This window comes from Belnapia mucosa (genome assembly GCF_016775475.1).
Classification (GTDB): Bacteria; Pseudomonadota; Alphaproteobacteria; order Acetobacterales; family Acetobacteraceae; genus Belnapia; species Belnapia mucosa.
The window spans coordinates 46700-72910 of sequence record NZ_JAEUXJ010000013.1; the positions used below are offsets into that span (position 1 = coordinate 46700).

A 26211-nucleotide genomic window follows, 5' to 3' on the forward strand; every position below is an offset into this window, starting at 1 on the left:
GGGCAGGGCCGCCGCGCCGGTCCCGCCCGTGCTGCCCCTTGGCGATGCCGGCTGGGGCGCGCATGCTCGGCCTGCCTGCGCAGGTCGATAGGCCCAGGAACACCCCGGCACGGGGAGCACACGCCAGAAGCTGACGGCGGGACCGCCGGTTTTCAACCGCCCTGATCATGGGAGAAGCTGATGAAGCGTCGCACCCTTCTCGCGCTGCCGGCGGCCGTCATGGCCGCGCCCTCCGTCCTCCGTGCCCAGGGCACGGCCGGGGCGCGCAGCGTGCTGAAATTCGTGCCGCAATCGGATCTCGCCCTGCTCGATCCGGTGTTCAACACCGCCCTGGTCACGCGAACCCATGCCATGCTGGTCTACGACCAGCTCTATGGCCTGGATGAGTCCTTCACCGCCCAGCCGCAGCTGGTCGAGGGGCATGTCATCGAGGATGACGGCCGCACCTGGCGCATCACCCTGCGCGAGGGCCCGACCTTCCATGACGGCACACCGGTCCTGGCGCGCGACGCCATCGCCAGCATCACCCGCTGGACCCAGGCGGATGTGCTCGGCCAGAACATCCGCGCCATCACCGAGGAGATGGTGGTGGTCTCCGACCGCACTTTCCTCGTCAAGCTGAAGAAGCCCTTCCCGCTGCTGGCGACGGCACTCGCCAAGCCCTCCTCCTTCTGCCCGGTCATGCAGGAGCGCTTCGCGCGCAACCCGCCCTCGACGCAGGTCACCGAGATCGTCGGCAGCGGCCCCTTCCGCTGGGTCGCCAATGAGCGCATGGCCGGATCGCGGGCGGTCTATGAGCGCTATGCCGGCTACAAGCCGCGCCAGGAGGCAGCGAGCTTCCTCGCCGGCGGCAAGGTCGCGCATGTCGACCGCGTCGAGTGGCACACCATCCCCGATGCGGCCACCGCCGCCGCGGCGCTGCAGCAGGGCGAGATGGATTGGTGGGAACAGCCCACCCCCGACCTGCTGCCGCTGCTCCGCCGGTCCCGCGCCCTGAAGGTCGAGGTGAAGGACAAGAGCGGCGCGATGGGGATGATCCGCTTCAACCATCTCCAGCCGCCCTTCGACAACCCGGCCATCCGCCGCGCCTTCCTGCCCGGCATCCGCCAGGCCGACTACATGACCGCGGTCATCGGCGAGGACCGCTCGCTCTGGAATGATCGCTGCGGCTTCTTCCTGCCCGGCAGCCCGCTGGCGACCGAGGCCGGGCTGGAGGCGATGCAGGGCGCGCCCAATTTCGACCAGGTGAAGCGCAACCTCGACGCCGCCGGCTACAAGGGCGAGCGCGTGGTCTTCGTCGTGCCCAGCGACCACCCGGTGATGAATTCCATGAGCGAGATCGCCGGCGACATGTTCCGCCGCGTCGGGATCAATCTCGACTACCAGGCATCGGATTGGGGATCGGTCGCGGCGCGGCTGGCCAATCGCGGCGGCCTCGACAAGGGCGGCTGGAGCGTCTGGTGCAATTTCATCCCCGGCATCATCGCGATCAACCCGGCGACCCAGTCCTATGTCCGCGGCCCCGGCGCGGCCGGGACCTTCGGCTGGCCCGACCTGCCGAAGGTGGAGGCGCTGCGGAGCCAATTCCTCGATGCGCAGACGCTGGAAGAGCAGAAGCGCCTGACGCGGGAGATCCAGCTCCAGGCCTTCGAGGACATCCCCTATCTGCCGACCGGCGCCTATTCCCAGCCGACGGCCTATCGCAACACCCTCACCGGCATGCTCGACGGCTTCCCGATCTTCCACAACATCCGGAAGGGCTGAGCCGCGAAACCCGACTGAGCACAGGACCACTCGATGCCGCTGTACAAGGAACCGCCGGGCGCCGCCGACCGCTCGGTCAATGTCGGCCCGGCCCGCATCTATCCGACGCCGGGCGATCACCAATGGCAGGAGATGCGGCCCTATGAGGCGCCGCGCGGGGATCCGGCCTGGCACGAGATCCATGTCTATACCGACGCCCTCTCCTACGCGCCGGGCGAGACCGTCCAGTTCCATGGCAGCACCAACGCCCCCGACTGGACCATCGAGGTCACGCGGGACGGGGCGCACCCCACGGTCGTCCACCGGGCCGAGGGCCTCCCCGGCCGGTTCACCCCGATGCCCAAGGGTGCCTACGAGACCGGCTGCGGCTGGCCCGTCCTGCATGGCTGGACCATCCCGGAGGACATGCCATCCGGCTTCTACCTGGTGGAATCGAGCGTCGCCCGGGCGCAGGGCGGGCGCTTCGTGCAGCATCATTTCTTCGTCGTCCGCCCCACGGCCCGGACGCGCCGCGGCCGCATCCTGCACATGCTGCCGACCTGCACCTACACCGCCTACAATGACTGGGGCGGCGCCAACCATTATGCCGGCACGCATGGGCCGGAGGGCAACCGCATGTCGCCCCTCCTCAGCCTGCTGCGCCCCTGGACGCGGGGGATGGTGAAGCTGCCGGACAATGCGCCCCGCATCTGCGCCGCCCTCGGCGAGCCGATGGAGACGCCCCGCTACGACTTCAAGGAATGGGCCTACGCGAACGGCTACGGCTATTTCTACGCCGCGACCGGCTGGGCGCAGTACGACCGCCACTTCGCGGTCTGGGCGGAGCGCGAGGGCTATGCGGTGGACAGGATCACCCAGGCCGACCTGCACCGATTTCCGGAGATCCTGGACGACTATGCCTGCGTCGTCGTCGTCGGCCATGACGAATACTGGACGCGCGAGATGCGCCTCGCCATCGAGGCCTTCGTCGAGCGGGGCGGCCGCTTCGCGCGCTTCGGGGCCAATTTCACCTGGCAGGTCCGGCTGGAAGCGGATGGACTCCGCCAGGTCTGCTATAAGAGCAACGCGCCGGAGAGCGACCCGATCCGAGAGACCGGCGATACCGCCCGCCTGACCACCGCCTGGGAGGACCGCCATGTCCGCTGGCCCGGCGCGACGACGGTCGGGGTGAACGGGCTCGGCGGGACCTATGCGAATTGGGGCCGCTTCACGCCGCGCGGCAGCCGGGGCTTCACCGTCTACCGGCCGGAGCATTGGGCCTTCGCCGGCACCGACCTGACCTATGGCGACATCTTCGGCGCCGAGGCCCGCATCTTCGGCTACGAGGTGGACGGCCTCGACTACACCTTCCGCCGCGGCCTGCCCTACCCGACCGGCGAGGACGGCGCCCCGCCCGCGATCGAGATCCTCGCCATGACGCCGGCCGTCATGGGGGAATCGCCGCTCGAGAGCTATGGCTACCGCCCCTATGTCGGCGTGCATGACTGGCACGAGAAGGCGGAGATGATCTACGGCACGGTGAATGAAGAGACGTTGGAGAAGTCCTTCCACGGCTCCGGCATGATGGTCTCGATGCGCCGCGGCCAGGGCGAGGTGCTGACGGCCGCCAGCTGCGAATGGGTCATGGGGCTGACGCGGAACTGCGCCTACACGCAGCGGATCACGCGGAACGTGCTGGATCGCTTCTCCGCGGGGTAGGGACGGCAGGGGCTGCGCCAGCCCCATGCCGTCCTGAGAGCGGTTGCCTTAACCTGCCCCGGTTCGGTGTCCTTCCGCGGCTTTGCCGCGAAGCGGTTTTGTGGGGAGTTTCAGTCCACTCGGGCGCCGGAGGCGCGGATCAGCGGCGCCAGCCTGTCCTTCTGCGCCGTCCGGTAGCTGGCGATCTCCTCGATCCCGGTCCACCAGGGGCTGGCGCCCAGATCCTCATAGGCGCGGATCAGGGCCGGGGTCTCCAGCGCCTGCTTGGTCAGCGCCGACATCCGCTGCACCACCGGCGCCGGCAGCCCGCCCGGGCCGCAGACGCAGGTCCAGGAGACGACATCGAAGCCCGGCAGGTATTCGCTGATCGCCGGCAGCTCCGGCGCCACCGGGCTGCGGTTGAGCGAGGTGACGGCGAGCGGCCGCACCTGCCCCTGCCGCGCCAGCGAGAGCGTGCCCGGGATGTTGTCGAACATCATGGAAATGCGCCCGGCCACGAGGTCGAGCTGCGCCGGCGCGCTGCCGCGATAGGGCACATGCACCATCTCGACGCCCGCCAGCTGCCGGAACATCTCGCCAGCCAGATGCAGCGTCGTTCCCGATCCGGCCGAGCCGAAGCTGTATTTGCCCGGATTCTCCTTCAGCAGCGCGATCAGCTCCGGCACCGTCCGCGCCGGCAGGTCGAGATGCACGGCGAGCAGGTTCGGCAGCTGCCAGAGGCCCGAGACCAGGGTGAAGTCCCGTTCCGGATCGAAGGGCAGGCTGCGATAGAGCGTCGGCGCGATGGCATGGGAGGCGATGCCGCCGAGGCCGATGGTGTAGCCATCCGGCGTGGATTTCGCGATCGCATCCGCCCCGACATTGCCGCCCGAGCCGCTGCGGTTCTCGACCACGAATTGCTGGCCGGTGATCTCCGACATCCGTGCGCAGTAGATCCGCGACAGCGTGTCGGTCGGCCCGCCCGGCGGATAGGGGTTGATGTAGCGCACCGGCCGGTTCGGCCAGGCACCGGATTGCGCCAGGGCCGGCGCGGCAAGGGCGGGCAGCAGGCCGAGGGCGACGCGACGAGTGAAGACCATGGCGCTCAATCCACCTGCGCGCCGGCGGCGCGGATGACGGGGGCGAAGGCCGCTTCGTTCGCGGCGCGGAAGCTGGCCAGCTCCTCAGGCCCCACCGGCCAGGTGGTGGCGCCGTTCTCCTCAAATCGCGCGGCCAGCGCCGGGCTGGCCAGCACCTGCCGGCTGAGTGTGGCGATCCGCTGCGCCATCGCCGGCGGCAGCCCGGCCGGTGCCACCACCGAACCCCAGGAGGTGATCTCGAAGCCGGGCAGGAATTCCGCCATGGCCGGAATCTCCGGCGCCTGCGGGCTGCGCTTCGCCCCGGTGACGGCCAGGGCCCGCACCCGCCCCTCCTTCGCCTCCTGCAAGGCCTGGGGAATATTGTCGAAGATCATGTGTACGCGGCCCGCCAGCAGGTCGACATGCGCCGGCGCCCCGCCGCGATAAGGCACATGGATCAGCTCCAGCCCCGCCATGGCCGCGAACATCGCGCCCGAGAGATGCACCGTGGTGCCCGAGCCGGAGGAGGCATAGGTCAGCTTGCCCGGCTGCGCCTTGGCCAGCGCGATCAGCTCCGGCACCGTCCGCGCCGGCACGTCGTTGTTCACCACCAGCAGGTTCGGCAGCTGCCAAAGCCCGCCGATATAGGTGAAGTCCCGCGTCACATCGAAAGGCAGCCGCTTGTAGAGCGTCGGCCCGATCGCCAGCGGCGCGACGCTGCCGAGGCCGATGGTGCGGCCATCCGGCGTGCTGCGGGCGATCGCCTCGGTGCCGATATTCCCGGCCGAGCCGCTGCGGTTCTCGACCACGAATTGCTCGCCGGTCAGCTCCGCCATGGCCTGGCACCAGAGGCGGGAGAGGATGTCGGTGCCGCCGCCGGGCGGGAAGATGCCGATGAAGCGGATCGGCCCCTGCGGCCATTCCGCCCGCTGCGCGAGCGCCGGCGCCGCCAGCCCCGCTGCCACCAACCCCCATGCCGCACGCCGCGTGATTCGCGCCATACCCGGCCCTCCCTGCCCTATTCGTTGCCAGGAGTGTAGGCGGCAGGGCGCGGCGCCCGCCAGCACCATTCGCGGAACATCCGGGCTCAGCGGGCGTTGCTTCGGGCCAGCAGTGCATGAGGGATAGGCGCATGGCCATCGTCGCGGACAGCAGCCAATGGACGGGCGAATATGACCACACGCCCCAGGCCGGCCCGGTCGTCTGGGGCGAATTTGCGGATCGCAGCACGCTCGACAGCGTGGCGGCCAAGCTCCAGGCCGAACAGTGGTTCCAGGCGGTGCAGGCCCGCGCCGCCGCCCCGCAGGAACAGCGCCCGGCCGACAACGACCAGGTCATCACCCCGGATGAGAATCCGAAGGGCGCGGACAGCCGCAACCTGCGGCAGAATTTCGTCGGCATCGGCACCGCCTCGACCTCGATGCTCGCGGCCGGGATCGTGATCGCCACCGGCGGCGCGGCGCTGCCGGCAGTGGCCGCCGCCGCCGCGGCCGGGGCCGCGACCCTGGCCGCGGGCGAGGTGGCCGGCGCCGCCGCCAGCCCGACCGATACCGGCCGGCGCCCGGAGGAAACGCTGCAGACCGACGGCCCTTCCCTCGGCATCCAGATCCTGACGGATGAGGAGCGGGCCCAGGCCGAGGCCTTCCTGCAAAGCCAGGGCGCCCGGCGCGTCTGGGTGCAGGACCAGCAGGCGGCCTAGGGCTGGGCAGCCGGCTCGGCCCACGCCAGATTGCGCCCCTCATTCCGGCGGAGGGGGCAATGGCGGCATTCATGGGGCGACGGGGCGCGCTGGCCCTCGGCCTGGCGGGGCTGGCATCCGGGGCGCGGGCACAGCCGGCCTGGCCGGACCGCCCGGTCCGGCTGATCGTCCCGACCCTGGGCGGGGCTGGCACCGCCGATACCCTGGCGCGGCTCATGGCCCAGGCGCTGGAGGCGCAGCTCGGGCAGCGGGTGCTGGTGGAGAACCGCGCCGGCGCCAACGGCAATATCGGCGCCACCGCCGCGGCCCGCAGCGCGCCCGACGGCACGACCTTCCTCTGGGGATGGGCCGGGACGCTGGCCACCAACCCGGCGCTCTATCGCGACCTGCCCTTCGACCCGGTGCGGGACTTCGCTCCGGTGGTGCTGGTCGGCAATGTCCCGAACATCCTGGTCGTCAACAAGTCGCTCGGCCCGCATACGCTGGCGGAGTTCACTGCGCTGGCGCAGGCCGAGCCAGGGCGGCTGCATTTCGGCTCGACCGGCAATGGCAGCTCGATGCATCTGGCCGGGGAGCTCTATCGGCAGCAGACCGGCACCGACCTCGTGCATGTGCCCTATAGCGGGCCGGCGCCGGCGGTGACCGACCTGCTCTCGGGCCGCATCCAGCTGATGTTCAACCTGGTCACCGGCGCCATGCCGCAGATCCGCGCCGGGGAGGTGGTGCCGATCGCCATGCTCTCGGATCGCCGCGTGCCGCAGCTGCCGGATGTGCCGACCTCGGCGGAGCTCGGCCTGCCGGGCCTGACCTTCGGGACCTGGTTCGGGATCATGGCGCCGCAGGGCACCCCGCCTGCCATCATCGCGCGCATGAATGCGGCGGCGAATGCGGTGCTGGCCGACGCGGCGGCACGGGCGCGGCTGGAGGAGGCGGGGCTGGAGCTTTATGGCGGACCGCCGGAGCGGCTCGCTGCGCATCTCGCGGAGGAGCTGCGCCGGCATGCGGAGATCGTCCGGCGCAGCGGGGCGAGGCTCGACTGAGCCTCGTCGAATTACGTCAGAGCGGCTTGAGGTTCGCGGCGGCTGCCTTGCCGCGCTCCATCACCACTTCATAGCTGATCTTCTGGTTCTCGTTCAGGCCCTGCAGCCCGGCCTTCTGCACGGCGGTGATGTGCACGAAGACATCCTTGCCGCCGTCCTGCGGAACGATGAAGCCGAAGCCCTTGGTTGCGTTGAACCACTTCACGGTGCCGATCGCCATGCGTCGCACCCCTCCCTTGCATAGGGCACGGGCGCCGATCGCCCGTGCGGTAACCGCCAGGCTTGATCGGCTTGAAGGCTCCGGAGGGCTCCGGGAGGGCACGGCAAGGCGGGCCAAGAACGGCTGGCCCATTCAGTGGGCGCAGATCGCCCAGGCCAAGTCAACGACGGCGCGCGCGCGATTTCGTGAGCATTCCGCACGTGCAAAAGGGGCGGGCCTTGCGGCCCGCCCCCCTGTTCCGATCAACCTTGCGGGCTGGATCAGAAGTCCATGTCGCCCATGCCGCCCATGCCGCCGCCCGGGGGGCCACCGGCCGGAGCCTTGCGCTCCGGACGCTCGGCCACCATGGCTTCGGTGGTGATCAGCAGCGAGGCGACCGAGGCCGCATCCTGCAGCGCCGTGCGCACGACCTTGGTCGGGTCGATGATGCCGGCGGCGACGAGGTCCTTGTACTCGTCCTTCTGGGCGTCGTAGCCGAAGACATAGGTGTCGGTGCGCAGCACCTCACCCGCCACGACCGCGCCGTCCTTGCCGGCATTCTCGGCGATCTGCTTCGCCGGCGCCTGGATGGCGCGACGGACGATCTCGATGCCGACCTGCTCGTCGTTGTTCAGGCCCTTCAGGTGGCCGAGGTTGGTCGAGGCGCGCAGCAGCGCCACGCCGCCACCCGGCACGATGCCTTCCTGGACCGCGGCGCGGGTCGCATGCAGCGCGTCGTCGACGCGGTCCTTGCGCTCCTTCACCTCGACCTCGGTCGAGCCGCCGACGCGGATGACGGCAACGCCACCGGCCAGCTTCGCCAGGCGCTCCTGCAGCTTCTCGCGGTCGTAGTCCGAGGTGGTCTCCTCGATCTGCGCCTTGATCTGCTCGACGCGGCCCTGGATCGCGGACTTCTCGCCGGCGCCGTCGACGATCGTGGTGTTCTCCTTCTCGATCCGCACCGTCTTGGCGCGGCCGAGCTGGGCGAGCGTCACGCTCTCGAGCTTGATGCCGAGATCCTCGGAGATCACCTCACCGCCGGTCAGGATGGCGATGTCCTCGAGCATCGCCTTGCGGCGATCGCCGAAGCCCGGCGCCTTCACGGCCGCGACCTTCAGGCCGCCGCGCAGCTTGTTGACGACCAGGGTGGCCAGCGCCTCGCCCTCGACATCCTCGGCGACGATGATGAGCGGACGGCCGGACTGCACAACCGCCTCGAGCAGCGGCAGCATCGGCTGCAGCTGGCTGAGCTTCTTCTCGAAGATCAGCAGGTAGGGGTTGTCCATCTCGACGACCATCTTCTCCGCATTCGTGATGAAATACGGGGAGACGTAGCCGCGGTCGAACTGCATGCCCTCGACGACGTCGAGCTCGGTCTGGATGCTCTTGGCTTCCTCGACCGTGATGACGCCCTCGTTGCCGACCTTCTCCATCGCCTGCGCGATCATCTCGCCGATCTCGGTCTCGCCATTGGCGGAGATGGAGCCGACCTGAGCGACCTCGGCGGAGGTGGTGATCTTGCGGGTCTTCGCCTCGAGCTCGGACACGACGGAGGAGACGGCCTTGTCGATGCCGCGCTTCAGGTCCATCGGGTTCATGCCGGCGGCCACGGCCTTGGCGCCCTCGCGGATGATCGCCTGGGCGAGCACGGTCGCGGTGGTGGTGCCGTCACCGGCCAGGTCGTTGGTCTTCGAGGCCACTTCGCGCACCATCTGCGCGCCCATGTTCTCGAACTTGTCGGCCAGCTCGATCTCCTTGGCGACGGTCACGCCGTCCTTGGTGATCCGCGGCGCGCCGAAGCTCTTGTCGATGACGACGTTGCGGCCCTTGGGACCGAGCGTCACCTTCACGGCGTCGGCCAGGATGTCCACGCCACGCAGCATGCGGTCGCGCGCATTGGCGCCGAACTTAACGTCCTTCGCAGCCATGTATGTACCTCATTGGTTCGGCGTCCGGCCGCTGCCTGGGCTAGGTGCCCTGGCGCGGTCCCGTCGGCCAGTGTTGACGAGTGTCAGACCTCGGAGCGTTTGCTCAGGCGGCCTTCGCGACGGAAGCGTTGTCGAGGATGCCCATGATGTCGGACTCCTTCATGATGAGGAGCTCCTCACCATCGAGCTTCACCTCGGTGCCCGACCACTTGCCGAACAGGATGCGGTCGCCGGCCTTCACGTCGAGCGCGCGGAGCTCGCCCTTGTCGTTCAGGGTGCCGGAACCGACGGCGATAACCTCGCCTTCCTGCGGCTTCTCCTTGGCGGTGTCGGGGATGATGATGCCGCCGCGGGTCTTCTCCTCGGCCGTCACGCGACGGACGAGAACGCGGTCATGCAGGGGACGGAAGCTCATATGCGGTCCTCTCCTGGCCTATTCTCAAGGAATGGGTCCCCCCACCGGGAGGCGCCAGCGGGACCGCTAGCACTCACCCCGGAGGAGTGCCAGCGATCTAGGGCAGGCTCGCGCGGGCGTCAAGGGATTTGCAGCACTCTCCGAGTGCGAGTGCCAAGCTACTGAAATTCCACAATTGTGTTGCAAGCCACCCGGAAAGACGTGGCAAGCTCGGCGTTGCAGAGGCGGAGGAAATCGCCGGCCGGAACGGCTGGCACCGAGAAGAAGGATCGTGTTGCGTGCTGCACAGCCTCGAACGCTTCGTCCGCATCCCCGACTGGCGGCTCACCACCGCCGAGATCCTCTATCACCTGCCCGACCATCCGGGCGTGCTGCAGACCTTCGTCTGGCAGAAGGTCGATCATGCCCCGGCCTTTCCCGAACTCTCCCGCTTCCTTGAATTCTGGCGCCGCGAGATCGAGGGGCCGCTGCATTCCGTCCGCGTCGCCTCCGCTGCGCTGACGCGCCCGGCCGAGTTGCGCTTCGCCAACGGCCAGTTCGTCCTGCACTGAGCGGTGGCGGGCGCTACTCCTCCAGCGCCCGCCCCGCCCGGTGCCGACGCAACAGGCCGAAGCCGATGAGCACGGAGCCGAGCAGCAGCAGGGCCGAGAGCCCGAGCTGCCAGGCGCCGTCCACCCGCACCCCCTTGCCGAGCAGCGCGAAGACCAGCGTCTGCGGCAGGTAGCCGATGGCCGAGGCGGCGAGGAAGGGCACCAGCGCGATGCCCGCCATCCCGGCCAGCAGGTTCAGCGCCAGGTTGTTGCCGAGCGGCAGCAGCCGCAACGCCAGCGTCGCGCCGAAGGGGCTGGCCGCCAGCGCATCCCGCAGCGGCCGAAGCCGCCGCCCGAAGCGCCCCGCCAGCCGCCGCTCCGCCCAGCCCCGCCCGACCAGCCGGGCCCAGGCGAAGGACAGCGCGCAGCCCAGCAGTTGCGCGACCAGGGACAGCCCCGTCCCGACCACCGCGCCGAAGGCATAGCCGCCGAGGAAGGCGACGCCCTGGCGCGGAATGCCGACCGCCGTCGCCGCCAGGCCGACCAGCAGAAAGATCGCCTCCCCCCACAGCCCCCGGCCGCGAATGGTGCGGTCCACCCATTCCGTCCCGAGCATCGCGCCGAGCGCCCGCAGCAGCAGCCCCGCCGCCACCAGCCCCACCGCCAGCACCAGCAGCTTGGCGACGGCGCGCGCCCGCTCGCTCATGTCTCGGACTGGGCCTCGATCACGGGGCGGGCGCCGCGGCGCTGCAGCCAGGCGACGCCGAACAGGTCGAAGATCGAGACCGCCAGCCGGTCCAGCGTCCCGTAATTGGAACTCCCGCGCACCCGCGGCCGGTGGTTCACCGGCTCGCTCACCACCCGCCCGCCCTGGCGCAGGACGAGGGCCGGCAGGAAGCGGTGCATATGGTCGAAATGCGGCAGGTCGAGGAAGAGCGCGCGGGGGAAGACCTTCAGCCCGCAGCCGGTATCCGGCGTCGCATCGCCCAGCAGCCGGGCGCGGATGCGGTTGGCGATGCGGCTGGATCGCCGCTTCACCCAGCTGTCCCGCCGCATCACCCGGTGGCCTGCGACCAGCACCGGCCCCCCCTTGCCCTGCATCTCGGCTTGCGCCCGCGCCAGCAGCCGGGGGATGTCGGCCGGGTCGTTCTGCCCGTCGCCATCCAGGGTGGCGATCCAGGCGCCGCGCGCCGCCTTCACCCCGGTGACGACGGCGGCCGATTGCCCGCAGCTTGCCCGGTGCCGCAGATGCCGGAGCGGCGCCGCCCGCGCCGCCTCGCGCAGCGCCTCGGGCGTCGCGTCCGAGGAGCCGTCATCCACATAGACGATCTCATGCGGCAGCCCGGCCAGGGCCGCCTCGATCTCGGCCACCAGGGGCGCGATGTTCGGCGCCTCGTTGCGGACCGGGATGACGACCGAAAGCAGGGGTTGCGCCGGGGCCGCCGCGGCTCCGGCCGCGTCGGGGGCGGATGGCATGGCGCCGCCCGGTAGCAGCCGGACCCGCCGAGGGCAAGCATCCGCCATGGAAGGCGTGCCCAGACGGCCGGCTTCGCCTATATGGAACCCATGCCGTTCGATGTTCCCCTTCCGTCGGCCGAGGCGCGTGCCCGGGCCGACCGCCGCTCCGTCGCCCTCTGGCTGCTGGCCGTGGCCGGCATGGTCTGGGTCATGGTCGCCCTCGGCGGCGCCACCCGCCTCACCGGCTCCGGCCTGTCCATCATGGAATGGGCGCCGCTCTCGGGCACGCTGCCCCCGCTGTCGGAAGCGGAGTGGAACCGGCTCTACGATCTCTACCGCACCATCCCGCAATATGCGCTGGTCAATCAGGGCTTCGGGCTGGAGGGGTTCAAGCAGATCTTCTGGCTGGAATGGGCGCACCGGCTCTGGGGCCGGCTGATCGGCCTTGCCTATGCCCTGCCGCTGGCCTGGTTCTGGCTGCGCGGGCGCATCCCGGCGGGATATCGGGGCCGGCTGCTGCTGCTGCTGGTGCTCGGCGGGCTGCAGGGCGCGGTCGGCTGGTTCATGGTGGCCAGCGGGTTCGAGGCGGATCGCACCACCGTCTCGCCCTATCGGCTGGTGATGCATCTCGGCCTGGCGCTCGGCCTCTTCGCCGCACTGCTCTGGACCGGGCTCGGCCTGTTGCGGACCGGGTCCGGCACGGCGCCGGGCGTGGCCAGCCTCCGCCGGCAGGTGAAGGCGGCGGCCTGGCTGGTGGTCGCGGCCATGCTGGCGGGCGGCTTCGTCGCCGGCAACCGCGCCGGCCTCGCCTACAACACCTTCCCGCTGATGGAAGGAAGGCTGGTGCCGGAGGGCTACTGGCAGCTCGCCCCGGCCTGGACCAACCTCACCCTCAACATCGCTGCAGTGCAGTTCAACCATCGCCTGCTGGCGACCCTGGCCGGCCTGGCCGCGCTCGGCGCCGCCGCCCGCGCCTGGGCCCGGCTGCCGCCGGGCTTCGCCCGCACCGCCTGCCTCGCCCTCGGCGCGGCAACCCTCTGGCAGTATGGACTCGGGGTGGCGACGCTACTGGCGGTTGTGCCAGTCTGGCTCGGGACGCTGCACCAGGCCTCCGCGGTCCTGGTGCTCGCCACGGCACTGATCGCGCTGCACGGGCTGCGCGCCCCGGAGAGGTTAGGATGATCGAGGCGCCGCCGAGCCCCACCCAGACAGCGCCGATCGAGGCGGAAACGGGGCCGGCCGGCCTGCTTCAGGTCCTGCTGGACAGTATGCATCACGGGATCGCGCTGTATGACCGGCAGGGCCGGCTGGTCGCGGCGAACCGCCTCGCCGTCCGCTATGCCGGCCTCGGCGAGGAGGCGACCCGTCCCGGCACCACCCTCGCCGAGCATATCGCCGCCCAGGCGGCGGCCGGGGAATACGGCACCGGCGAGACCGCCGCCACGACCTATGCGCTCGCCCTCGCCCATGATCGCAGCCAGCCAAGCCGCTATATCCGCACCCGGCCGGACGGGACCGTGCTGGAGATCACTTCCGACCCGACGCCCGATGGCGGCTTCGTCCTGACCCATACCGACATCACCGGCCGCGCCGCCGCCGAGGCCGAGCTGCGCGAGCAGGCGGCGCTGCTGCGCGCCACGCTCGACGCGCTGCATCACGGCGTCGCCGTCTATGGGCCGGATCGCCGGCTGCGCTTCGCCAATGCGCTGGCGGCCGAACTGACCGGCCTGCCGCCCGGCTCGATCCGCCCCGGCCGGCTCCTGGACGAGGTCATCGCCGAACTGCTGGCGCATGGCGAATTCGGCACCACCGAGGAGCACCGCCTGGCGCTGGACGCGCTGACCTATGACCGCTCCCGCCCCCGCGCCCAGACGCGGGTGAAGCCGGATGGCCGGGTGCTGGATGTCCGATCGGTGCCGATGCCGGATGGCGGCTTCATCATCACCCATATCGACATCACCCGGGTGCTGGCCGCCGAGGGCGAGGCGAAGCGCCGCGCCCAGCTGCTGCAAACCATGCAGGAGACGATGCATCATGGCATCGCCCTGTTCGGCCCGGATAGGCGGCTGGTCATTGCCAATGACCTCGCCATCGAGCTCGCCGGCCTGACGCCGGACGAGATGCATCCGGGCATGAGCATCGGCGAGATCGTCGCCATCCAGTTCAGCCGGGGCGCCTTCGGCGAGGGCGCGGAGGCGCTCGCGGCCTTCCGCGACGCCTCCGGGCATGACCGTTCCACCACACACCGGATGCGCCGCCACCTGCGCGACGGCCGGATCGTCGATTCGCGGTCCGACCCCACGCCGGATGGAGGCTTCGTCAAGACCTGGACCGACGTGACCGCCCTGGTCCGCGCCGAGGCGGCGGCCGAGCATCGGGCCGCCACCTTGCAGGCCATGCTGGAGAACATGCGCAACGGCGTCGCGCTGTTCGACCGCGACCACCGGCTGGTCGCCGCCAACCGGCTGATCGCCGAGCTCGGCGGCATCCCGTCCGAAGCGCTGCGGCCCGGCACCCCGCTCGATGCGATGATCGACGCCCAGTGTGCCGCGAACGCCTCGGGCGACCGGGCGCTGGACGCGCAATTCGCGGCCCAGGCCCGCACCGCCGACCGCAGCCTTCCGCTGCGCTACACCCGCCCCTCCCGCGACGGCCGGATGCTCGACATCGCTTCCGACCCGATGCCGGATGGCGGCTTCGTCATCACCATCGCCGATGTCACCGCCCTCGCCCGGGCCGAGGCCGAGGCCCGCCGGCGCGGGGAGGTGCAGCAGACCATGCTGCAGGCCATGCGCCATGGCATCGCCCTCTATGACGCCAACCACCGCCTCGTTGCGGTCAACCGCGTCACCGATCCGACCGGCCTCGTCCCCGTCCCGAACGACCCGGCGGAGGCGCCGGTGTGGCCGGGCATGTCCTATGAGGAGGTGATCCGCTACCAGGCCTCGATCGGCGGCCTCGGCCCCGATCCGGAGGAGGAGGTGCAGCGCCTGCTCGCCCTCGACCGGAGCCTGCCGCACCGCTACCTGCGCCGCGGCGCCAGCGGCCGCCTGATCGATGTCCATTCAGACCCGACGCCGGATGGCGGCTTCGCCATCACCTTCACCGACGTCACCCTGCTCGCCGCGGCCGAGGAGGCGGCCGAGAGCCGCGCCGCCATGCTGCGCGCCGCCCTCGACCATATGCGGCACGGCATCCTGCTGTTCGGCCCGGACCGCCGGCTGCTCGCCTCCAATGCGCTCGCCATGGAGATCGGCGGACTGGCGCCGGAGGAGCTGGAGCCCGGCACGCTGCTCGACGACCAGCTCCGCAGCCAGCATGCCCGCGGCATGTATGGCGAGGGGCCGAAGGCGGATGAGATCCTCGCCGGGCTGCTCTCGGTGAACCGTGACAAGTCCTGGCTCCGCACCCGCCGCATGCCGGATGACCGGGTGGTGGAGGTGTACAGCGACCCGACGCCGGATGGCGGCTTCGTCGTGACCTTCTCCGACGTGACCGCCCGGGCCCTGGCGGAAACCAATGCGCGGCAGCGGGCCACGCTCCTCCGCACCACGCTCGACAATATGCGGCATGGCATTGCCCTCTATGGGCCGGACCGCCGCCTGGTGCTGGCCAACCGCCTCGCCGCTTCCTTCAACGGCATGCCGGATTTCGACACCCGCATCGGCTCCAGGCTGGAGGAGCTGGTGCGCGAGCAGCAGGAGCGCGGCCAGTTCGGGCCGGAGGCCGAGGCCTCTCGCATCGCCGATGCGGTGATCGCGCAGGACCGCTCGCGCTCCTACCACTACCAGCGGCGCATTCCCGATGGCCGGGTGCTCGATATCGGCTCCGACCCGATGCCGGATGGCGGCTTCGTCATCACCCATACCGACATCACGGAGCTGGAGGCGGCCAAGGCCGAGGCCTCGGACCGCGCCGCCCTGCTCCAGGTCATGCTCGACAACATCCGGCACGGCATCACCTATTTCGGGCCCGACCGCCGGCTGATCGCCTTCAATCACCTGGCCGAGGAGCTGATCGGTCCCAAGGGGGAACCTCTCCGTCCCGGCATGTCGCTCGCGGAGCTTGGCGCCAGCCAGGAGGCCGAAGGCGCGCTCGGCACCCCCGAGGAAACCGCCGCCATCCTCAAGATGCGCGAGCGCGACCGGTCCGAGCCCTTCCGCTACCTCCGGCGGACACCGGAGGGGCGGATCCTGGAAATCTCCTCCAACCCGGTGCCGAAGGGCGGCTTCGTCGCCACCCATACCGATGTGACGGAGCTGATGCAGGCGCAGAGCTCCGCCGCCGACCGCGCCGCGCTGCTCCAGCTCATGCTGGACAGCATGCGGCACGGCATCGCGCTGTTCGATGCCCAGCGATGCGTGGTCGCCGCCAATGCGCTGGCCGACCGGCTGAACGGCCTGCCGACCGGTGCGCACCGGCCCGGCCGACCGATCGAGGAGATCCTGGCCGAGGCAGCCGCCGGCGGCGTGCTGGGGCCGGAGGCGGCGGCGATCCTGCGCAGCCTGGATTTCAGCCAGCCGCAGCAGCGCAGCCTCCGCCGGCCCGATGGCCAGGTGATCGAGCTCATCAGCGACCCGACGCCGCAGGGCGGCTTCGTCGTCACCCTCACCGATGTCACCGCCCTGGCCAGGGCCGAGCAGGAGGCACGGAGCCGCGCCGCCATGCTGCAGGCCATGCTGGACAACAGCCGGCAGGGCATCGTCCTGTTCGATACGGAGGGCCGGGTGCTGGCGGCGAATGGCATCGCCGCCCAGCTCAACGGCCTGCCCGTCGAGATGATCCACTCCGGCATGCCGATCCAGACCCTCATCCGGGTCCAGGCGGAGAACGGCGTCTTCGATCCCGCCGGGCTGGAGGAGGCGCTGGCCCTGGTGCCGACCGACCGCCCCTGGCCGGTGCCCTATTCCCGGCGCCGCACCATGCCCGATGGCAGCACCATGGTCGTCACCACCGACAGCGTCGGTGGCGTCGGCTATATCCGCAGCTACCGCGACATCACCGAGGAGCTGAACAGCCAGCGGGAACTGGAACGGGCGCGCGACGCGGCGGAGGCGGCGAACCGCGCCAAGTCCCGCTTCCTCGCCACCATGAGCCATGAGCTGCGCACGCCGCTCAATTCGGTCATCGGCTTCTCGGAAGCCTATCAGTTCGACAGGGACCCCGCCCGGCGCGACGAATACATCCAGTCGATCCGCGAGGCCGGGCGGCACCTCCTCTCGCTCATCGACGACATCCTCGACGTGACCCGGTCGGAGACCACCGGCTTCACCGTCACCGAGGGCGAGGTCGATGCGGTGGCGACCGGCGAGGGTGCGGTGCAGATGATGCAGGCCACCGCGGCCACGGCCGGCGTGACGGTGCAGGCGGCGCTGCCGCCCCGCCTGCCGCGGGTCCGGGCGGATGCGCTGCGGCTGCGCCAGGTGCTGCTCAACCTGCTGGCGAATGCGGTGAAATTCACCCCCGCCGGCGGCTCCGTCATCCTCGATGCGGCGCTGGAGCCGGGGGGCGACCTGGTGCTGCGCGTCACCGATACCGGCATCGGCATCGCCGCCGCCGACATCCCGCGCGCCTTCGAACCCTTCACCCAGCTCGACTCTTCGCTCTCCCGCCGCTTCCCCGGCTCCGGCCTCGGCCTATATCTGTCCCGTGCCCTGGCCGAGGCGCAGGGGGCGACCCTCACGCTCGAGAGCATCCCGGGCGCCGGCACCACCGCGGTGCTCCGCTTCCCCCCCTCCCGCCTGCTGGCCGACTGAACTTCCGGAGAGCCCTCCCCATGCCGCTCGATACGCCGCTCTCGGTCACCGACCGTCTCTTCTTCACCGAACTCGACCGCGACGGCACCGAGCGCCAGGTGCGGGAGGCGCTGGCCGGCGCCGATGACGGCGAGCTCTTCCTCGAATACCGCGAGAGCGAGGGCATCTCCCTCGATGACGGCCGCATCCGTTCGGCCACCTTCGATGCGACCCGCGGCTTCGGCCTGCGCGCCGTCGCCGGCGAGGCCGCCGCCTATGCCCATTCCGGCGAATTCTCGGAAGCCGCGCTGAAGCGCGCGGCGGAGACGGTCGGCGCGGTGCGGCAGGGCCATTCCGGCACGCTGGACCTCGCCCCGCGCTCGACCAATGCCCGGCTTTATGCCGATGGCAATCCGCTGGCGCTGATGGAGTTCGGCGCCAAGACCGCCCTCCTCGGCGAGATCGACGCCTTCGCCCGCGGCCGCGACCCGCGGGTGAAGCAGGTCATGGCCTCGATCTTCGGCGAATGGCAGGCGGTGCAGATCATCCGCCCCGACGGCACCCGCGTTGCCGATATCCGCCCCCTCGTTCGCCTCAATGTCGCGGTGGTGGTGGAGCAGGACGGGCGGCGGGAGACCGGCAGCCATGGCCTCGGCGGCCGCTTCGACTATGCCCGCATCCTGACTGAGGCGGTCTGGCAGGGCGCGGTCGATGAGGCGCTGCGCCAGGCGCTGGTCAATCTCGACAGCATCCCGGCCCCGGCCGGCGAGATGGAGGTGGTGCTCGGCCCGGGCTGGCCCGGCATCCTGCTGCATGAGGCGATCGGGCACGGGCTGGAGGGCGACTTCAACCGCAAGAAGACCAGCGCCTTCTCGGGCCTGCTCGGCCAGCGCATCGCCGCCCCGGGCGTGACGGTGGTGGATGACGGCACCATGCCGGACCGCCGCGGCAGCCTCACCGTCGATGACGAGGGCACCCCCTCCAACCGCACCGTGCTGATCGAGGACGGCATCCTGACGGGCTTCCTGCAGGACCGGCAGAATGCGCGGCTCATGGGCGTCGCCTCCACCGGCAACGGCCGCCGCCAGAGCTACGCCCATATCCCCATGCCGCGCATGACCAACACCGTGATGCTGGGTGGCGAGCACGCACCGGAGGAGATCCTGCGCAGCATCAAGCGCGGCCTTTACGCGGTGAATTTCGGCGGCGGGCAGGTGGACATCACCAGCGGCAAATTCGTCTTCTCCGCCTCGGAGGCCTATCTGGTCGAGGACGGGAAGATCGGCGCCCCGGTGAAGGGCGCGACGCTGATCGGCAACGGGCCGGACAGCCTGACCAAGGTGGCGATGGTCGGCAACGACATGGCGCTCGACCCGGGCATCGGCACCTGCGGCAAGCAGGGTCAGGGCGTCCCCGTCGGCGTCGGCCAGCCGACGCTGAAGCTCGCCGGTCTCACGGTCGGCGGCACCGCCGTATGACCATCCGCCTGGCCCGCGCCGAGGAAGCGCCGCTGCTCGCGGCGATCGTCGAGCGGGCCTATGGCCCCTGGGTGCCCGTCATCGGCCGCCGCCCGATGCCGATGGAGGACGACTATGCCGCCCGCATCGCCGCCGGCGAGGCCTGGGTGCTGGAGGAAGCCGGGGCGCCCGTCGCCCTGGTGGTGATCGAGCGCCATGCCGACCACCTGCTGCTCGATAACATCGCCGTCGACCCTGCCCGCCAGGGCCGCGGCGAGGGCCGCCTCCTGCTCGATTTCGTGGAGGCCGAGGCGGCGCAGCGCGGCCTGCCGGAGGTGCGGCTCTACACCAATGCGCTGATGGAGCGGAACATCGCCCTCTATGCCCGCCGCGGCTATGCCGAGACGGGGCGCGAGGTGCAGAAGGGATTCAGCCGCGTCTTCATGGCGAAACCCGTCCGCGATTCCGTCGCCACAACTCCTCGCTGAGCAAGGCGGCGAAGCCGATCCAGCCGGCATAGGGCAGCGCCATCCAGGCCGCGGGCGGATCGACGCGCCGCGCCGCATCGACCAGGGCTGCGGCATTCACAACCGTCGCCGTCGCTTCCAGCGTCGCCACGCCGCGCCGCCGCCTGGCGAAGCCGAGCCATAGCCAGAGGGCGTTCAGCCCCTGGGCACCGAACCAGTGCAGCAGCGCCCGGTCCCGCCCCGGCCCGCGCGGCGCATTCCAGAGCCTGAGGCCCGAGAGGGTCAGCAGCGCGTAGAGCGGCCCCCAGATGGCGAAGGCGGAATCGGGCGGGTTGAAGGGCGGCTTCTCCAGCCGGTTGTAGTCGCGCCGGATGCGGCCATGCGCCGGAGAGGGCGAATATCGCGCCGAGACCAGGGCGGAGGCCAGCACCGCTCCGCCGGTCAGCACCAGCCCGAGGCCGAGCCCCCCGGCATTCCCGCCCTGCGGCACCGCCGCCCGCATCAGGGACCCGTCCATTCGCCGCCTCCGACCCTCGCGGAGGGGGAACCCGCAGGGCGGGGTCCCGGTTCCGCTCAGACCTCGGCGAAGGGCAGGGCGCGGGCCGCATCGCCGCCCCAGGCGCGGTCATACAGGTGCAGCAGCCGGTCGGCCTGGGTCAGCCCGCTGGCGACGATCTCGTCGAGCGGCGCCAGATAGACCTCCTCGCCGAGGCCCCGCGCCCGCAGCCCGTCGCGGGCGATGGCCACCATGTCCCGCGCCACGTCGCGCACGCTGCGGCCACGGATGGTGGCGCCCAACGCCTCCCGCGGCACGGCGGCGCGGAGCGCGCGCAGCTCCTCGACCGTCCAGCCGCGGATCAGCGCCGAGGCCGCCTTCTGCGCCGCATCGTTATAGAGCAGCCCGACCCAGAGCGCCGGCTTGGCGACGATCATCGCCGCGCTGCCGGCATCCGAGCCGCGCATCTCGAGGAAGCGCTTCAGCCGCACATCGGTGAAGGCGGTCGTCACATGGTCGGCGAAATCGCCGATCGTCGCCCGCTCGCCGGGCAGGATGTCCAGCCGGCCATCGAGGAAATGGCGGAAGCTGGCCCCGGCCGCATCCAGCCACTTCCCCTCGCGCATGACGAAATACATCGGCACGTCGAGCAGCCAGGCGGCGAAGCGCTCGAAGCCGAAGCCATCCTCGAAGACCACGCCGGGGATGCCGGTGCGGGCCCCGTCGGTATCGGTCCAGACCTGCGCCCGCATGCTGCGGAAGCCGTTCGGCCTACCCTCGGTGAAGGGGGAATTGGCGAACAGCGCGGTCGCCACCGGCTGCAGGGCCAGCGAGATCCGCAGCTTCTCGACCATGTCGGCCTCGTCGCCATAGTCGAGATTGGCCTGCACCGTACAGGTGCGCTGCATCATGTCGAGGCCGAGCGAGCCCACCGTCGGCATGTAGCGTCGCATGATCGCGTAGCGGCCCTTCGGCATCCAGGGCATCTCGGCGCGGCTATGCGTCGGGTGGAAGCCGAGTGGGGCGAAGCCGATCCCCATCGGCGCCGTCACCGCATGCACCTCGCGCAGATGCGCCTCCAGCTCCAGCCGCGTCGCATGCAGATCGGACACGATCGCGCCCGAGAGCTCGAGCTGCCCGGCCGGCTCCAGGCTGATCGAGGCGCCGCCGCGCTTCAGCCCGATCGGGTTGCCGCCATCGAGGATGGGCTCCCACCCGCGGGCCTGCAGCCCTTCCAGGATGGCGCGGATGCCGCCCGTGCGCCCCTCCGCCTCATAGGCAGGGGTCGCATAGTCATCGCGGAAGAAGCCGAATTTCTCGTGCTCGGTGCCGACCCCCCAGTCGCCGCGCGGCTTGCAGCCGGCGGCGAACCAGGCGGCGAGCTGCCGCCGGTCGGTGATGGGCGTCAGATCCGCTTCGCCAGGATTGGACATCCTGCCCTTCCGTCATGTCCCGGCCCGGGCGGAGTTGCCCAATGCCATACGCCAATCGATGTCGGCTAATCCGATCCGTCGCCCGCCAGCGCCTGGAGAAGGGCCAGCCCCGCGACCGCCGCCGTCTCCGCCCGCAGGATGCGGGGGCCGAGGCCAGCGGTCGAAACAAAGGCACGCCGGGCCAGATCGTCAAGCTCCAGCCGATCGAACCCCCCCTCCGGCCCGACAAGCCACGCCCAGGGAGCGTGCAATCCCTGGGCAATCCGGGCCAGCGGGGGCCGATCCCCCCGCTCCGCCCCGACCAGCAGCGGCACCCCGTCCCAGGAATCGAGCAGGGCCGGCAAAGGTTGCGGCGCGCCGATCCGCGGCAGGTCCAGCCGCTCGCATTGCTCCGCCGCCTCCTGCGCGATGGCGGCGAGGCGGGCGGTGTTCACCCGGTCGGCGACGCTGCGGCGGGTGAAGACCGGCTGGATGGTCCCGATGCCGAGCTCGGTCGCCTTCTCCACCACCCATTCCATTGCGTCCCGCTTCAGGGCGGCGACCAGCAGGCGGGTATCGGCCACCGTCGCCTGGGGCCGGGTCTGCCGTTCCGGCAGCAGGGTGCAGCGATCCTTGCGGATGGCCTCGATCCGCGCCTCCCACTCCCCGTCCCGGCCGTTGAAGACCAGCACGGCATCGCCCGGGGCGCGGCGCATGACGCTGCCCAGGTAATGCGCCTGGCCGGGACTGGTCGGCACCGCCGCCCCGGCGGCCAGGGGTTGATCCAGATAGAGCCGCGGGATGGACATGGCGCCCTTTCGCTGGAACAGAGGGCGCGTGCAAGGCTTCACCGATATCGAGACGCGCGGCTGGGTCGCGCATCTGCCCCAGGGCTGGCGGCCCTATGCGCTGCTGGCCCGGCTCGACCGGCCGATCGGCTCCTGGCTGCTGGTGCTGCCGGGCTTCTGGGCCTTCGCCCTGACGGCGCCGGGCTGGGCCGAGGGGCTGCGGCTGGCAGTCCTGTTCGGCATCGGCGCGGTCGCCATGCGCGGCGCCGGCTGCGTGGTGAACGACCTCTGGGACCGCGACATCGACCGCCGCGTGGAACGCACCCGCGGCCGGCCGCTGGCGGCCGGCACCGTCACGCCCCGCCAGGCGCTGGCCTTCCTCGCCGCGCTCTGCGCCATCGGGCTGCTGGTGCTGGTGCAGCTCAACCGCACCGCCATCCTGCTCGGCATCGCCTCGCTGCTGCCGATCCTGCTCTATCCGCTGGCCAAGCGGGTGACCAATTGGCCGCAGGCCATGCTCGGCCTCACCTTCTCCTGGGCGGCGCCGGAGGGGATCGCGGCGACCACCGGCCAGGTGGATGCGCTGGCCCTGATCCTCTGGGCCGCCGCCTTCTGCTGGATCCTCGGCTACGACACGATCTATGCGCATCAGGACCGCGAGGACGACGCCATGGTCGGCATCGGCAGCACGGCGCTGCGCTGGGGGGAGCGGACGCGGCCCTTCCTCGCCGCCTGCTACACGGCGACGCTGCTTCTGCTCGCCGTGGCGGGCTGGGTCGGCGGCCTCGCCTGGACCTATCTGCCAGCCCTGCTGCTGCCGGCGGCGCTGCTGGCGCGGCAGGTCGCGACCATTGATATTCACGACCCGGCGGGGTGCCTGCGGCTCTTCAAGGCGAATCGGGAAGCGGGGCTGGCCGTCGCGCTGGCCTTCCTGGCCGGCCGGCTGTGACGGCGGAGGAATTCCTCCGCGCCCATACCGCCATCGCCGCCCCGGCCCTGGTGCCGGAGATCCGCCTCCATCTGGCGACCGAGATCACGCCCATCTGGCAGGCGACCGAGGCCTGGCTGGCGCAGCAGGGGATCGAGCCGCCCTTCTGGGCCTTCGCCTGGCCCGGCAGCCAAGCCATGGCGCGGCTGATCCTCGACCAGCCAGCGCGGGTCGCCGGCCGCCGGGTGCTGGATTTCGCTGCCGGCTGCGGCCTCGCCGCCATCGCCGCGGCGCGGGCCGGGGCGGCACTGGTCGAGGCCGCCGAGATCGATCCGCTCGCCATCGCCGCGACGCGGCTCAACGCGGCGCTGAACGCCGCCGCGGTCGAGGCGCAGACGGGCGATGTGGTCGGCGCGCCCTGCCGCTGGGACCTGATCCTGGCCGGCGATGTCTGCTACGAGGCGCCGATGACCGCGCATATCCTGCCCTGGCTGCGCGCCATGGCGGCGTCGGGGGCGGAGGTCTGGCTGGCCGATCCCGGCCGCGCCTATCTCCCGCGCGAGGGGCTGCAGGAGCTGGCCCGCTTCACTGTGCCGGTGACGCGGGAGTTGGAGGACCGCGACGCGCGCGAGGTGACGATCGCCCGCTTGCTGCCCTGATCCCGCCACGCGGCGGGGCCAGGCTGCGCGGCATGGGACGCATCCTCTTCCTGCTGCTTCTCCTGGCGACGCCGGCCGCGGCGCAGACCGAGCGCTTCTATGACGCGCAAGGCCGCACGACCGGCCGCGCCGAGACCCAGGGCACGACCACCCGCTTCTACGATGCGCAGGGGCGCAGCACCGGCCGGGCGGAGTCCACCGGCGGCACCAGGCGCTTCTACGACGCCGAGGGCCGCAGCACCGGGCGGGCGGAGAATGGCCGCTTCTATGATGCGCAGGGCCGCATGACCGGCCGCGCCGAGACCGGGGGCACGACCACGCGCTTCTACGACGCGCAGGGCCGCAACACCGGGCGGCGCGAGGCGCAGGGCAGCAGTGCGCGGGATTACGATGCCGCCGGCCGCGCTACCGGGCGGGTGGAGCGGCGGTAGCCACCGCCAGGAAGCGGATCAGCGCCGCCATCTCCTCCGGGTTGCCCACACGCTGCACCGGCATCCGCGTCCCCGGCGTCACCACATCCGGCCCGCGGGTGAAGAGGTCGGCGACCGTCTCCGGCGTCCAGGTGATGTCGCCCTGCGCCAGGCGCAGCGAATAGGCATAGCCCGGCAGGCTGCCCATCCGCCGGCCGAACAGCCCGTGCAGATGCGGCCCGGCCATGGGCGGTCCGCCCTCTGTCAGCGCATGGCAGGCGGCGCAGGCGCGGAAGACCCGGGCGCCCGTCGCATCGGCCTCGGCCGGCGCTGCCGTCTCCACCGGCGCCAGCGGGCCGAGCGGCGTGCCGCTCGCCACATCCCAGCCGCGCACCAGCCGGTCCTGCCCGCCGGTCCAGAGCCGCGCGCCGTCGAAGGCCACCGACCAGACCGGCAGGCCCGGCCCCTCCAGCGTGTGGAGCAGCCGCCCCTCCGGCAGCGACCAGAGCGTGACGCTGCCCCCGAGCGAGGCGGCGGCCAGACGCCCCGGCGCCACGGCCAGCGCCACCACCGGCCGGTTGCCGGCGGCCAATTCCCGCACCGCCCCATCGGCGCCGATCAGCCGCACCGCGCCATCCGCCCCGCCCGCGGCCAGCCCGCCATCCGGCAGCGCCGCCAGCGCATTCTGCGGCAGGCCGAATTCGGCCAGCACCTGCCCACCCTGCACGCCCCAGCGCCGCACCGTCCCGTCATAGCCGGCGCTGGCCCAATGGGCGCCATCCCAGGCGATCCCGTTGACCGGGGCCCCATGGCCTTCCAGCACCCGCGCCGTCCCGTCCGGGTCCCAGAGGCGAAGGGTGCCATCCCAGCCGGCGCTGCCGAGCACGCCATCCGGCCCCAGGGCGAGGGCCGCGACCGGTGCCGCATGCCCCTCCAGCACCCGCGCCGGCGCTTCCGCCCCGCCGGGGGGCCAGAGGGCGATGCGCCCATCCTCCCCGGCGCTGGCCAGGCCGCCATCCGGCAGGGCGAGCAGCGCCTGCACCGCCCCCGCATGCCAGCGCATCACCCGCCGCGCCCGGCCGCCTTCCCACAGGATCACCGCCGCGTCGAAGCCGGCCGAGGCCACCCCCTCGGGCAGCACTGCCAGCGCCCGCACCGGCCCGCCATGCCCGGCCAGTTCCTGCGCCGGCGCATTGCCGGCGAGCAGCAGCAGGAGGGCCAGCCAGCGCCTCACGCCGTGATGCCGCCATCCACATGGATCACCTGGCCGGTGATGTAGCCAGCCGCCGGCGAGGCGAGGAAGGCGACCGCCGCCGCCACATCCTCCGGCGTGCCGAGGCGGCGCAGCGGGATGCGGGCGATCCGCTCCTCGAAGGCCTTGGGGTCCAGCGCCGCATGCGCCCCTGCATCCTTGCGCGTGAAGCCCGGCGCCACCGCATTCACCGTCACCGCCGGCGCCCATTCGATGGCGAGCGCCCGCACCAGCGCCTCCAGCGCCGCCTTGGCCGCGGCCGAGGCGGGGAAAACCGGCTGTTCCAGCCGGAAGACATGGGCGACGAAGGAGGAGACGGCGACCAGCCGCGGCGCCTCCCCCCGCGCCAGATGCGGCCCGGCGGCGCGCGCTAGGCGCAGGAAGGCGAAGGCGATCGCGTCCTGGCTGGCGGCATAGGCGGCATCGGTCAGGCTTGCCACCGGCGTCCGATCGGCGAAGCCGGCATTGGAGACCAATACGTCCAGCCCGCCGAGCGCCCCGACCGCCGCCTCGACCAGCGCCGCCGGCGCCTCCGGCTCGGCGAGGTCGGCGAGATGCACCGCCGCCTCGCCGCCCCGCTCGCGGATCGCCGCGGCGACCCGTTCGGCGCCCTCCCTATTCTTGCGGGTATGGACCAGGATCGCCGCCTCCGGCCCAGCCAGCGCCCGGCAGGCGGCGGCGCCGATGCCGCTCGCCGCCCCGGTGATCAGGTATCGCCGCCTTGCCATGCTCTGCCCCCGCCTCTAACCCGGCGAGGATGCGGTTGCGCCGCCCGGCCGGCAACCGTATCCCCCACTTGCAACCGAACTGGGAAGGAA

The 26211-nt window shown here is 71.5% G+C and carries 24 protein-coding genes; 12 read left to right on the plus strand and 12 right to left on the minus strand.

What is annotated here, in order from left to right; genetic code table 11:
- Window positions 1–180: 180 nt before the first annotated feature.
- Window positions 181–1764, plus strand: a complete 1584-nt coding sequence (locus tag JMJ55_RS23280) for an ABC transporter substrate-binding protein (protein ID WP_202828013.1) — start codon at window positions 181–183, stop codon at window positions 1762–1764.
- A gap of 33 nt (window positions 1765–1797) precedes the next feature.
- On the plus strand, window positions 1798–3462 hold the full coding sequence (locus tag JMJ55_RS23285) for a N,N-dimethylformamidase beta subunit family domain-containing protein (protein ID WP_202828014.1): 1665 nt from the start codon (window positions 1798–1800) through the stop codon (window positions 3460–3462).
- Between the two features lie 110 nt (window positions 3463–3572).
- On the opposite strand, the gene JMJ55_RS23290 is transcribed toward JMJ55_RS23285, so the two are convergent.
- Window positions 3573–4541 carry a Bug family tripartite tricarboxylate transporter substrate binding protein gene (locus JMJ55_RS23290; protein ID WP_202828015.1) on the minus strand — a complete coding sequence of 323 codons (969 nt, stop codon included), beginning with the start codon at window positions 4539–4541 and terminating at the stop codon, window positions 3573–3575.
- A gap of 5 nt (window positions 4542–4546) precedes the next feature.
- A complete protein-coding gene (locus tag JMJ55_RS23295; RefSeq protein ID WP_202828016.1) occupies window positions 4547–5521 on the minus strand; it encodes a Bug family tripartite tricarboxylate transporter substrate binding protein in 975 nt (324 codons plus the stop codon).
- 131 nt (window positions 5522–5652) lie between these two features.
- On the opposite strand from JMJ55_RS23295, the gene JMJ55_RS23300 reads away from it, so the two are divergent.
- Together JMJ55_RS23300 and JMJ55_RS23305 are read left to right on the plus strand one after the other, a co-directional pair.
- Entirely contained in the window at window positions 5653–6219 is a 567-nt protein-coding gene (locus tag JMJ55_RS23300; RefSeq protein ID WP_202828017.1) for a hypothetical protein, read from the plus strand.
- Window positions 6220–6278: 59 nt separating this feature from the next.
- Complete coding sequence (locus JMJ55_RS23305; protein WP_236033971.1) at window positions 6279–7259, plus strand: Bug family tripartite tricarboxylate transporter substrate binding protein; 981 nt, start codon at window positions 6279–6281, stop codon at window positions 7257–7259.
- A gap of 16 nt (window positions 7260–7275) precedes the next feature.
- Here the strand turns inward: JMJ55_RS23305 and JMJ55_RS23310 are convergent, their stop codons facing one another.
- The 3 genes from JMJ55_RS23310 to groES all read right to left on the minus strand — a co-directional run bounded on the left by JMJ55_RS23310 (window position 7276) and on the right by groES (window position 9801).
- The gene (locus JMJ55_RS23310) at window positions 7276–7479 is read right to left on the minus strand and encodes a cold-shock protein (RefSeq protein ID WP_043337601.1); all 204 of its coding nucleotides are present in this window, start codon (window positions 7477–7479) and stop codon (window positions 7276–7278) included.
- 260 nt (window positions 7480–7739) lie between these two features.
- Window positions 7740–9386: a chaperonin GroEL gene (groL, locus tag JMJ55_RS23315; protein ID WP_043358938.1), complete on the minus strand. Its 1647-nt coding sequence runs from the start codon at window positions 9384–9386 to the stop codon at window positions 7740–7742.
- A gap of 103 nt (window positions 9387–9489) precedes the next feature.
- Window positions 9490–9801: a co-chaperone GroES gene (gene groES / locus JMJ55_RS23320; protein WP_202828018.1), complete on the minus strand. Its 312-nt coding sequence runs from the start codon at window positions 9799–9801 to the stop codon at window positions 9490–9492.
- Window positions 9802–10079: 278 nt separating this feature from the next.
- Here groES and JMJ55_RS23325 point away from each other — a divergent pair, with 278 nt between their 5' ends.
- Window positions 10080–10352 carry an usg protein gene (locus JMJ55_RS23325; RefSeq protein ID WP_202828019.1) on the plus strand — a complete coding sequence of 91 codons (273 nt, stop codon included), beginning with the start codon at window positions 10080–10082 and terminating at the stop codon, window positions 10350–10352.
- Window positions 10353–10365: 13 nt separating this feature from the next.
- On the opposite strand, the gene JMJ55_RS23330 is transcribed toward JMJ55_RS23325, so the two are convergent.
- A complete protein-coding gene (locus JMJ55_RS23330) occupies window positions 10366–11037 on the minus strand; it encodes a TVP38/TMEM64 family protein (protein ID WP_202828020.1) in 672 nt (223 codons plus the stop codon).
- Window positions 11034–11807: a glycosyltransferase family 2 protein gene (locus tag JMJ55_RS23335; RefSeq protein ID WP_202828021.1), complete on the minus strand. Its 774-nt coding sequence runs from the start codon at window positions 11805–11807 to the stop codon at window positions 11034–11036. The genes JMJ55_RS23330 and JMJ55_RS23335 overlap by 4 nt, the downstream gene beginning before the upstream one ends.
- Window positions 11808–11897: 90 nt before the next feature.
- Here JMJ55_RS23335 and JMJ55_RS23340 point away from each other — a divergent pair, with 90 nt between their 5' ends.
- From JMJ55_RS23340 to JMJ55_RS23355, 4 genes are read left to right on the plus strand one after another with little or no spacing between them, the layout of a single operon-like run.
- Window positions 11898–12971 (plus strand): COX15/CtaA family protein, encoded by a 1074-nt coding sequence (locus JMJ55_RS23340; RefSeq protein WP_202828022.1) that lies wholly within the window; start codon window positions 11898–11900, stop codon window positions 12969–12971.
- A complete protein-coding gene (locus tag JMJ55_RS23345) occupies window positions 12968–17545 on the plus strand; it encodes a PAS-domain containing protein (RefSeq protein WP_202828023.1) in 4578 nt (1525 codons plus the stop codon). The genes JMJ55_RS23340 and JMJ55_RS23345 overlap by 4 nt, the downstream gene beginning before the upstream one ends.
- 20 nt (window positions 17546–17565) lie before the next feature.
- Window positions 17566–19002 (plus strand): metalloprotease TldD, encoded by a 1437-nt coding sequence (gene tldD, locus JMJ55_RS23350; protein WP_202828024.1) that lies wholly within the window; start codon window positions 17566–17568, stop codon window positions 19000–19002.
- On the plus strand, window positions 18999–19469 hold the full coding sequence (locus JMJ55_RS23355; RefSeq protein WP_202828025.1) for a GNAT family N-acetyltransferase: 471 nt from the start codon (window positions 18999–19001) through the stop codon (window positions 19467–19469). Before tldD ends, JMJ55_RS23355 begins: the two co-directional genes overlap by 4 nt.
- Here the strand turns inward: JMJ55_RS23355 and JMJ55_RS23360 are convergent.
- The 3 genes from JMJ55_RS23360 to JMJ55_RS23370 all read right to left on the minus strand — a co-directional run bounded on the left by JMJ55_RS23360 (window position 19423) and on the right by JMJ55_RS23370 (window position 22165).
- On the minus strand, window positions 19423–19965 hold the full coding sequence (locus JMJ55_RS23360) for a TspO/MBR family protein (RefSeq protein WP_202828026.1): 543 nt from the start codon (window positions 19963–19965) through the stop codon (window positions 19423–19425). The genes JMJ55_RS23355 and JMJ55_RS23360 overlap by 47 nt on opposite strands.
- A gap of 56 nt (window positions 19966–20021) precedes the next feature.
- On the minus strand, window positions 20022–21377 hold the full coding sequence (locus JMJ55_RS23365; RefSeq protein WP_202828027.1) for a glutamate--cysteine ligase: 1356 nt from the start codon (window positions 21375–21377) through the stop codon (window positions 20022–20024).
- A gap of 65 nt (window positions 21378–21442) precedes the next feature.
- Window positions 21443–22165, minus strand: a complete 723-nt coding sequence (locus tag JMJ55_RS23370) for a 16S rRNA (uracil(1498)-N(3))-methyltransferase (RefSeq protein WP_202828028.1) — start codon at window positions 22163–22165, stop codon at window positions 21443–21445.
- Here JMJ55_RS23370 and ubiA point away from each other — a divergent pair.
- The 3 genes from ubiA to JMJ55_RS23385 are packed head-to-tail and all read left to right on the plus strand — an operon-like array spanning window position 22158 to window position 24162.
- On the plus strand, window positions 22158–23093 hold the full coding sequence (ubiA, locus tag JMJ55_RS23375) for a 4-hydroxybenzoate octaprenyltransferase (protein ID WP_202828029.1): 936 nt from the start codon (window positions 22158–22160) through the stop codon (window positions 23091–23093). The genes JMJ55_RS23370 and ubiA overlap by 8 nt on opposite strands.
- Entirely contained in the window at window positions 23090–23731 is a 642-nt protein-coding gene (locus tag JMJ55_RS23380) for a class I SAM-dependent methyltransferase (RefSeq protein WP_202828030.1), read from the plus strand. Before ubiA ends, JMJ55_RS23380 begins: the two co-directional genes overlap by 4 nt.
- A gap of 32 nt (window positions 23732–23763) precedes the next feature.
- The gene (locus tag JMJ55_RS23385; protein ID WP_202828031.1) at window positions 23764–24162 is read left to right on the plus strand and encodes a type IV secretion protein Rhs; all 399 of its coding nucleotides are present in this window, start codon (window positions 23764–23766) and stop codon (window positions 24160–24162) included.
- On the opposite strand, the gene JMJ55_RS23390 is transcribed toward JMJ55_RS23385, so the two are convergent.
- The gene (locus JMJ55_RS23390; RefSeq protein WP_202828032.1) at window positions 24137–25375 is read right to left on the minus strand and encodes a c-type cytochrome; all 1239 of its coding nucleotides are present in this window, start codon (window positions 25373–25375) and stop codon (window positions 24137–24139) included. The two genes, JMJ55_RS23385 and JMJ55_RS23390, sit on opposite strands and share 26 nt — an antisense overlap.
- Window positions 25372–26121 carry an SDR family NAD(P)-dependent oxidoreductase gene (locus JMJ55_RS23395; RefSeq protein WP_202828033.1) on the minus strand — a complete coding sequence of 250 codons (750 nt, stop codon included), beginning with the start codon at window positions 26119–26121 and terminating at the stop codon, window positions 25372–25374. Before JMJ55_RS23395 ends, JMJ55_RS23390 begins: the two co-directional genes overlap by 4 nt.
- Between the last annotated feature and the right edge of the window lie 90 nt (window positions 26122–26211).